The 7,260-nt window shown below is 62.0% G+C and carries 11 protein-coding genes; 7 read left to right on the forward strand and 4 right to left on the reverse strand.

Annotated elements, in window-relative coordinates:
- Nucleotides 1-69 precede the first annotated feature (69 nt).
- On the reverse strand, nucleotides 70-231 hold the full coding sequence (locus WB528_RS20360; protein WP_423890217.1) for a Flp family type IVb pilin: 162 nt from the start codon (nucleotides 229-231) through the stop codon (nucleotides 70-72).
- 263 nt (nucleotides 232-494) lie between these two features.
- On the opposite strand from WB528_RS20360, the gene WB528_RS20365 reads away from it, so the two are divergent.
- The 5 genes from WB528_RS20365 to WB528_RS20385 all read left to right on the forward strand — a co-directional run bounded on the left by WB528_RS20365 (nucleotide 495) and on the right by WB528_RS20385 (nucleotide 3,815).
- Entirely contained in the window at nucleotides 495-1,373 is an 879-nt protein-coding gene (locus WB528_RS20365; protein ID WP_423890207.1) for an alpha/beta fold hydrolase, read from the forward strand.
- Between the two features lie 53 nt (nucleotides 1,374-1,426).
- On the forward strand, nucleotides 1,427-1,636 hold the full coding sequence (locus tag WB528_RS20370; RefSeq protein ID WP_423890208.1) for a CbtB domain-containing protein: 210 nt from the start codon (nucleotides 1,427-1,429) through the stop codon (nucleotides 1,634-1,636).
- 8 nt (nucleotides 1,637-1,644) lie between these two features.
- Entirely contained in the window at nucleotides 1,645-2,412 is a 768-nt protein-coding gene (locus WB528_RS20375; RefSeq protein ID WP_423890209.1) for a CbtA family protein, read from the forward strand.
- Nucleotides 2,413-2,598: 186 nt separating this feature from the next.
- Nucleotides 2,599-3,174, forward strand: coding sequence for a histidine phosphatase family protein (locus WB528_RS20380; RefSeq protein ID WP_423890210.1), 576 nt, complete (start codon nucleotides 2,599-2,601; stop codon nucleotides 3,172-3,174).
- Nucleotides 3,171-3,815 (forward strand): hypothetical protein, encoded by a 645-nt coding sequence (locus WB528_RS20385; protein ID WP_423890211.1) that lies wholly within the window; start codon nucleotides 3,171-3,173, stop codon nucleotides 3,813-3,815. The genes WB528_RS20380 and WB528_RS20385 overlap by 4 nt, the downstream gene beginning before the upstream one ends.
- Here the strand turns inward: WB528_RS20385 and bluB are convergent.
- The 3 genes from bluB to cobU are packed head-to-tail and all read right to left on the reverse strand — an operon-like array spanning nucleotide 3,799 to nucleotide 5,748.
- Nucleotides 3,799-4,431, reverse strand: coding sequence for a 5,6-dimethylbenzimidazole synthase (bluB, locus tag WB528_RS20390; protein ID WP_423890212.1), 633 nt, complete (start codon nucleotides 4,429-4,431; stop codon nucleotides 3,799-3,801). The genes WB528_RS20385 and bluB overlap by 17 nt on opposite strands.
- Nucleotides 4,432-4,440: 9 nt before the next feature.
- The gene (gene cobS / locus WB528_RS20395) at nucleotides 4,441-5,211 is read right to left on the reverse strand and encodes an adenosylcobinamide-GDP ribazoletransferase (protein ID WP_423890213.1); all 771 of its coding nucleotides are present in this window, start codon (nucleotides 5,209-5,211) and stop codon (nucleotides 4,441-4,443) included.
- 33 nt (nucleotides 5,212-5,244) lie between these two features.
- Complete coding sequence (gene cobU, locus WB528_RS20400) at nucleotides 5,245-5,748, reverse strand: bifunctional adenosylcobinamide kinase/adenosylcobinamide-phosphate guanylyltransferase (protein WP_423890214.1); 504 nt, start codon at nucleotides 5,746-5,748, stop codon at nucleotides 5,245-5,247.
- Nucleotides 5,749-5,875: 127 nt separating this feature from the next.
- Here cobU and cbiB point away from each other — a divergent pair, with 127 nt between their 5' ends.
- Together cbiB and WB528_RS20410 are read left to right on the forward strand one after the other, a co-directional pair.
- Nucleotides 5,876-6,817: an adenosylcobinamide-phosphate synthase CbiB gene (gene cbiB / locus WB528_RS20405; protein ID WP_423890215.1), complete on the forward strand. Its 942-nt coding sequence runs from the start codon at nucleotides 5,876-5,878 to the stop codon at nucleotides 6,815-6,817.
- A gap of 12 nt (nucleotides 6,818-6,829) precedes the next feature.
- The coding region (locus tag WB528_RS20410) for an aminotransferase class I/II-fold pyridoxal phosphate-dependent enzyme (protein ID WP_423890216.1) at nucleotides 6,830-7,260 on the forward strand (431 nt) is incomplete at its 3' end.

The raw sequence follows: 7,260 nt of genomic DNA on the forward strand, positions 1-7,260 counted from the left end.
AGTCGGGGGCTCCCGCGCGAGCAAGCGGGGGTATTTCCGGACACGTCCCTGAGAAAGAGGCGCCAGAAATTACTTCAAGGAGCTGTTGATCGAGGAGAACTTGGCATTGAGCTTCGAGCCCAATCCATTCACGGCGGTAATAATGGCAAGCGCAATACCGGCCGCAATCAGGCCATACTCGATGGCCGTGGCAGCCGTTTCGTCTTTCAAAAATCTGGAAATGAGGTTCACGCCGGTACTTCCCCGCTGTTCTGTCCAAACAAACCGTTCTGGATAGACACCGTGCGGGCTTCTCTCGCAGCGCTTGTGCAATGGATAGCGCTGACCTGCTACAAAAATGCTAATCATCAAGGTTAAAAATCAAACACCGGTGCTGGCCGGATCAAGTCCACGCGCCGCGATTCCGCGCATTGGAGCCCCGTTGAAATCGAAGTGGCTCTGGGTTAGAGGCGAACCTGCTGCCACCGACAACAAGACCGGGGGAAACGGCGATGATGGAAGGCTTCAAGAGGGAAACGCTGCATGTGAACGGCGTGGACATTGTGCTGCGCCATGGCGGGAAAGGCCCACCACTGCTCTTGATGCATGGCAATCCGTTCACGCACTTGTCCTGGAATCGCGTGGCGCCCGACCTCGCGCGACGCTTCACGGTGGTGACGCCGGATATCCGCGGGTACGGCGACAGTTCCAAGCCCGACGGTGGTGACGAGCACTATGCCTACTCGTTCCGAGAAATGGGCAAGGACATGGTCGAGCTGATGAAGAAGCTGGGATTCGAGACATTTTCAGCGGCGGGCCATGATCGTGGCGCCCGGGTCCTGCACCGGATGTGCCTCGATCATCCCGATAAAATCCGGAAGGCCTGTTTTGTGGACATGCTGCCCCAGCATCACCTTCTCAACAACGTGACGTTCAATTGGGGCAAGTTCTCCTGGCACTGGTTCTTCATGATCCAGCCGACGCCATATCCGGAGACGATGATCAACAACGACGCGGAATTCTTTCTTCGCAAGAAATTGTCAAAGACCGATAAAGGCACGAGCTTCTTCGTGCCGGAAGCGCTCAACGAGTACATTCGCTGCATCAAGAACCCGCGAACGGTCTACGCGATGTGCGAGGACTACCGCGCGACCGTGTCCTGCGACCTCGAGATGGATACGGCCGATTTCAATGCCGGCAAACGGGTGACGTGTCCCACTTTCCTGCTGTGGGGCGCCACCGGTGGCGTTGGCCGCAACCACAATGCGAAAGAGGTCTGGTCGAAATATGCGACCAACATTGTCGGCACCCATGCCGCGCCGGCCGGACACTACGTGCAGGAAGAAGCGCCGAAAGAGACCCTCAAAGCCATGCTCGGCTTCTTTGCCGATTGAAATAGGCAAGGACAGTCGTATAACCAAGGCAAGTGCAACCAAGGAGACCTCTGATGGCCATGACCCGTTCCCTTCCGGTGACCGTGCCGTCCGCAATCCCGGTGCGCGAGATCCTGCCTTGGGCGATCTTCGGCGGATTGCTGCTGGTACTTGGCATCTATTTTGTTGGCGTCGAGGAAGGCGCCCTCGCCGTTTTCAACGGCATGTACGTGCACGAATTTGTCCATGACGGCCGCCATCTGCTCGGCTTTCCCTGTCACTGAAGGCCTAAATGACCGGAAAACTGCTTGTGCGCGGCATGCTGCTTGGCCTGGTCGCCGGGCTTCTTTCCTTCGGCTTTCTCAAACTTGCCGGCGAGCCTTCGGTTGACCGCGCCATCGCCTTTGAGAGCGCTATGGAGCAGGCCAAGGCCGACGAGGCCAAAGCGAAGGGGCTTCCCGCGCCGGTGGAAAATCCCGAACTCGTCAGCCGCTCGGTTCAGGCAGGCATCGGATTACTGACCGCTGTCGCCGTCTACAGCACCGCCTTTGGCGGCATTTTTGCGCTTGTCTTCGCCGTCGCCTACCGCCGCATGGGCGACTTTGGCGCGCGAGCCGCATCGGCTTTGCTGGCTGTCGCCGGCTTCGTCAGCGTCTATCTCGTGCCAATGCTGAAATATCCGGCCAACCCGCCGTCCGTCGGACTGGCTGAGACGATCGACATGCGGACAAGCCTTTATTTCGTGATGATCCTGATTTCTCTCGCCGCCATGATCGCCGCCGGAATGCTGCGGCTTCGGCTCAATCGGCGCTTCGGCAATGGAAATGCAGCGCTGATCGCCGCCGGCGTTTACATCGTGGTCGTAAGCGCCGTCGCGTTTGCGTTGCCTGGAGTTAGCGAGGTGCCTGAAGGCTTCCCGGCGGCAGTGTTGTGGCAATTCCGGATCGCGTCGCTGGGTGGGCAGGCGATCATGTGGGGCGCGCTTGGGCTGTTGTTTGGTGTCGCCGCCGAGCGGGTGGTCGCCGAACGCGAACCGGCGTTGCGAAGTGCGGCGATCTGAAGTTCCAATCAGTTTCGCCGCGAGTTCTATATATGAACTTCAAATTCAAAAGCCGCACTAAAAACCAATAATTGCTGGAGTTCTTTATGATTCCGAAGTTCGCATCAGAGGCTGCCGCACGAGCTTGCGAACTTCGGAATCGGAACTCTAGCTCGACGGTCTGATTTGTTTAAGGGTAGATGAAGCATGACGATGCGTCTTCATCTGCTTTGCTCGGCATCAACCGCTTCGGTCGGCTCTGTTGCTTTTGCCGCTGACGAGCCGCTCGATTCCAGGGGCCGGGAAAGTCTCTCTGGCCTTGCAGGCCGCCTCCCCTCTTGCGACATCGTCTTGCGCAGCCCGGCGCTATGCGCCCACCAAACCGCGGACGGCCTTGCGCTCGCCTCCACCATCGAACCGTTGCTGCGCGATTGCGATTTCGGCCGCTGGGCCGGACGCTCGCTTGACGACGTGGAAGCCAATGAGCCTGCCGCGGCCGCGGACTGGCTGCGCAATCCGCGCGCGGCGCCCCATGGCGGCGAATCATTCGCCGACGTGACAAAGCGCGTCGCCGAATGGATGGACCGGATGCTCATCGAAGCCGGTTCCGTTCTCGCCATTACGCATGGCCTCGTGATCCGTGCTGCGATCGTTCACGCGCTTGGCGTGGGCCCGGAGGCTTTCCGGCATATTGACGTCGCTCCGCTCACCAGAGCCAAACTGTCGGGCGGAGGCGGACGCTGGACGCTCGCCTCACTTGTCTCGCCACGGGATCTGCGATGACGGGCCGCAATAGCAGGACAGGTCGCGGCCGGGGATTCGTACTGATCGCCGTCCTTACAGTACTCGCGGTGACGCCGGTTTACGCCCATCATCAGGGACGAAATGACGGACCCATACGCGGCGTCGCCATTCCCGCCATTTCCCATGGCGAGATGCCGGTCGTCGCAAGGTATCGAAGCCGGATCCTCGATCTGGCGGCCCGCCAGCCTGTAACGGACCCGACCTTGCGCCGGCTCACCGGCTTCGTGAGCCTGCAAACCTTTACCTGCTTTTGGGGCCTTGTGCCCGGCGGTCTCGCCGACGAACAAAGCCCGTTCAATGAATGCTCCCACGCCTATCTGGCCGGCGCGCGGGCACCACTGGCGCACCTGACGACGATGCCCGGCAACCAGGCTGCGGCAAAGGAGCTTGAAGCGCGTATGGACCGCGAGATCGCCAGCGATCCCAACCGCAACGTCGTGTGTTCGAACAGCAGCGAGACTTTCGACAGCGCTGATGTGATCGGTCCGGACTGGCAGCTCGCGCCGACGCATGTCCCGACCGTCCTGACCTTCTCGGCTTGTGCCATGCTGATTGTTACCGGGCTCGCCGCAGCCGGACGCCGTCGGCTGTTTCGCCGGACCGCTAGCGCCGCGTCGTGAATTGGTCGGCTGCGCGCCGGCATTCCCATTTCGCGCGTTCCAGATCGGGCCGGTCGTCCTCCGTCTCGGGATAGCCGAGGCAGAGATATCCGATGAACTTCCACGACGTTGGTAGATCGAGGATGCCGTTGATGTGCGCGGGATTCAGGATCGATACCCAGCCAAGCCCGATCCCCTCCGCGCGCGCCGCGAGCCACATCGAACAGATGGCGGCCACGACCGAATATTCTGTTGTCTCCGGCATCGTCATGCGCCCCAGGCCATGACCGGTCTGGCTTGATTTGTCCGCGAATACGGCGAGATGAGCTGGGGCTTCCTCGAGCCCCGCGAGCTTGAGGGTTGCGTATTGCGAGGCACGCTCGCCCGAGTAAGCCCGCAGCGCGTCCGCATTGCAGGCCTTGAAATCCTCGATCACGGCGCGGCGCCTCGCGGGCTCCTCGACAATGACAAGGCGCCAGGGCTGGCTCAAGCCCACGGAAGGCGACAGGCAAACGGTTTCGATCAGCCGCTCGATGGCGCCTTGGGGCAGCGGATCGCGGCGAAAACGCCGCACGTCCCGGCGCCATACAAACAGCTCGTGCAGTTGCCGGCGAAACGCTTCGTCGAATGCGACCATCGGATTTCCCTAGACCAACGCTGCCGCCATCAGCAAGACCACGATCTCGCCGGCCTGCTCCAGCGCCCCCAATATGTCACCCGTCTGTCCGCCGATTTGCCGCGTTGCAATGAAGCCCCACACCAACGCGACGACAGATAGCAGAATTAGCCCCGTGATCGCCTTGCCCGGTCCAAAGCCGATCGCGAGGCAAAGAAACCCGACGCCCAGGGCAATGATCGCGCTTTGCGGAAGCGGCTGTCCGGCACCCGCCGAAAGCCCATCCGGTCGCGCCGGCGGGATCAGCCACATGAAGACCGGCAATGTCGCCCGCGCCGCGGCGTGCGCGATCAGCAACGCCGCGGCAACCGCCGCCGGCTCGGCGATGGTCGCAAGGGCAGTCCATCGCAACGTGATCGATACGATCAGGGCACAGGCGCCATACGTGCCGATCCGGCTGTCGCGCATGATCTCGAGCTTTTGCTCGCGGCTCCTTCCCCCGCCGAGGCCGTCGAGCGTATCGGCAAGGCCGTCCTCGTGGAGGGCGCCGGTGACAAATATCGTGACCACCAGCGCCAACACGGCGGCGGCCTCGGCTGGCAGGCCAACACGATGCGCGATCGCATAGATGATCGCGCCCGCGAGACCCACCACCAGTCCTGCAACTGGCAACGCCCAACTCGCGCGCGCGACCTCGCCGTCGTTGACGGGCTTTGCCGGGCCGGCGGGCAGAATCGTCGAGAACGAGACGGCTATCCTGATGTCCGCCACGGCCCTCCCGAGAAGCTCGATATAATTCATCTGACCAAACCTTCGAACTTCATTTGCTCAAATCTATTTCAGCTTGATCGGCAGGCCGGCCACGACAAACTCGACCTCGTCAGCGATATCAGCCATCGTCTGGTTCATGTGGCCTGCGGCATCGCGATAGGCGCGCGCCAAGGCGTTATCAGGCACAATGCCAAGCCCGACCTCGTTCGTGACCATGACGACGGGGCTGCGCTGACGGCTCAACCCGTCCGCGAGTTCGGAGACGGCCCTCGGCCAGTCGCGCTTGGCATGAAGCAGGTTTGACAACCAGAGCGTCAGGCAATCGACGAGTCTCGCACCGCCGCCGTCAGTCTCGATCAGGGCCTGTACCAGGTCGAGCGGCACCTCACGCTCGACCCATTCGTTGCCGCGCCTTGCACGGTGCTTGGCGATGCGCTCCGTCATCTCGTCGTCAAGCGCTTCGGCGGTCGCGATATAGACCGGCCGTCCCGGAAAGGCCCGCACGCGCGCCTCCGCGTGCCGGCTTTTTCCCGACCGCGCCCCTCCCGTTATCAAGACGATGGGCATGCGCCCTCCATTTCCGTCAGCAATAACCATCATTTGCCGGCAAAGACAAAGCGAATCCAGGGTCCGATTGGGCTTGCGCACGGCCAACTTCTTGAGCATGACGAAGGTCAGCGTAGGAGATTTTTGCGTGGAGTTCGCGGGAGCGATGGCGGTAGCGATGGCAATAGACGCCGTGCTGGGATGGCCGGAGCTGTTGTTCCGTCTCATCGGCCATCCCGTGACCTGGCTCGGCCGGTTGATCGACACGGCGGACGCTGCCTGCAATCGGAGCTCTCATCCGCCTGCACTCCGGCGCGCCGCCGGTGTCATCGCGACACTGGTTGTGATTGCATTGCCGACAATTCTCGCAATCGCCATCCGGGCACAATTAACAACCGGCTGGAGCGGCATCGTCATCGCGGGAATCCTGGCATGGCCTTTTGTGGCGTTGCGCTCGCTTCATGACCATCTGGCCGCGGTCGCGCGCCCGTTGCAGTCGGGCGATCTCGAAGCTGCGCGTTCGGCGGTCGCGCGCATCGTGGGCCGCGATCCCGCCAGCCTCGATGAAGCTGGAATCGCGCGGGCGTCGATCGAGAGTCTGGCTGAAAATACATCCGACGGCGTTATCGCGCCGGTGCTGTGGGGAGCCATCTTCGGCTTGCCCGGTATTGTCGGATACAAAACCATCAACACGCTCGATTCCATGATCGGCCACCGTACGCCACGTCACGAAGCCTTCGGTTGGGCGGCGGCGCGCATCGATGATCTCGCCAACTTCATACCGGCCCGCCTGACCGGCTTTCTGTTCGCAGTCCTTTCCGCGCGGCCCGCGGATGCACTGTCGTGCATGATGAGAGAGGCGCGTCGTCACCGCTCGATCAATGCGGGCTGGCCGGAAGCGGCGATGGCCGGCGCGCTCGGCGTGCGGTTGAGCGGTCCCCGAATCTACCATGGCACGCTATCCGAGGAGCCTTGGCTGAACAGTGGCGCGCGCGACCCGCTCGCTGCGGATATCGGGCAAGGATTAAAACTCTACCGCCGCACCATGCTGCTCACCGCAGCCGTGCTCATTATTCTGGCCTTCTCGTGAGGGGAGCCGGAAATGCCTGAGCATGGTGGAAATCTCGCCGTCGCCTTGCAGCGTTTCGGCGGCCATGCGCAAGACTGGATTGATCTTTCGACCGGCGTCAATCGGCAGCCGTATCCGGTAGGCGAACTGCCGCCGGCCTGCTGGAACGAATTGCCTTCGCCATCAGCCATCCAGTCCCTTCATCGCGCCGCGCAGCAGGCCTACGGCACGGAAGCGCCGATCCTCGCCACGAATGGGGCGCAGGCAGCCATTCAATGGCTGCCACATCTCGCCTCGCGCGGACGCGTGCGAATCCTCAGTCCCACCTACAACGAATATGCAGCGGTCTTTTTGGCCGCGGGTTGGGAAGTGACCGAGAGTTCCGATCTCGCGGCGCTCGCGGACGCTGATATCGCCGTGCTCACCAATCCCAACAACCCCGACGGCACGCGCCATGAGCCGAG

Source organism: Bradyrhizobium sp. (genome assembly GCF_049586575.1).
Classification (GTDB): Bacteria; Pseudomonadota; Alphaproteobacteria; order Rhizobiales; family Xanthobacteraceae; genus Bradyrhizobium.